At 54.9% G+C, this 836-nt stretch carries 2 protein-coding genes; one reads left to right on the forward strand and one right to left on the reverse strand.

Features of this window, described 5'->3' with window-relative positions; translation table 11 throughout:
* Positions 1 to 629 (forward strand): tetratricopeptide repeat protein (locus tag ADK28_RS23715; protein ID WP_048796850.1); only part of this gene is annotated, 629 nt, incomplete at its 5' end.
* A 7-nt stretch (positions 630 to 636) separates the two neighbouring features.
* Here ADK28_RS23715 and ADK28_RS32285 read toward each other — a convergent pair.
* The coding region (locus ADK28_RS32285; protein WP_204375383.1) for a hypothetical protein at positions 637 to 836 on the reverse strand (200 nt) is incomplete at its 5' end.

Genomic DNA, 836 nt, shown 5'->3' on the forward strand with positions numbered 1-836 from the left:
CGCAACGCTGGCTGTCACAGGCTTACCTGAGCGGCAACGGTGTGGCACAAAACCAGACCGAAGGGATGGCCTGGCTCAGACGTGCTGTCAGCCAGGGGGATGCCCGGGCACAGTATCTCTACAGCCAGTATCAGACTGGTGATGAAAAGCGGCTTCACTGGCTGACGCTCTCCGCGAAAGGCGGTGACCTTCAGGCCGCGCGTGCGCTTGCCGGGTGGTATGAAAAGCAGGGCGATGAGGTTCACGCCAGAAGCGCCTGGCAGCAGCTGGCAGCACGGGGCGATGTGGAAGGGCGTTACCACTATGGTGAAATGCTGCGCCTTGGTCTCGGCGGACCACATGACTATACGCAGGCCTTTACGCAATACCGGCTCAGCGCGATGGCCGGCAACCGGATGGCGCAGTACCGCTCCGGCATGATGAGTCAGGACGGACTGGGGGTGCCGCGCAACCGGATTCAGGCTTATGCCTGGTACTCGCTGGCCGCAACGGAAAACGATAAAGACGCGGTGGATGCACTGAATGCGCTGGAAGCCCTGCTGAAACCCGATGAAATCAAATCTGCACAGAAACTGGCCCGTGCATGGAGTCAGCGTATCTCTCAGGGACAGAACGATGCGACCCGCTGACCGGTTTTTATTTCCGGTGAAGTGTGGCGGCTGGTTGCTTTTTAATCATCCGAACGGCGCCTGAATAGTTTTCAGTGTGGTGAATATCACAAAAATAATTGCTGAAATGAACAAAAAACAACCATAAAAAGAATAAATGCAAAATTTGCGCAACTTCTTGCTCAGCTTTCAGCATAAAACACTTTTTACGCAATAAACGCCGTGAAA

Origin of the sequence: Serratia sp. 506_PEND (assembly GCF_001076875.1) — a bacterium.
Classification (GTDB): domain Bacteria; phylum Pseudomonadota; class Gammaproteobacteria; order Enterobacterales; family Enterobacteriaceae; genus Serratia; species Serratia marcescens.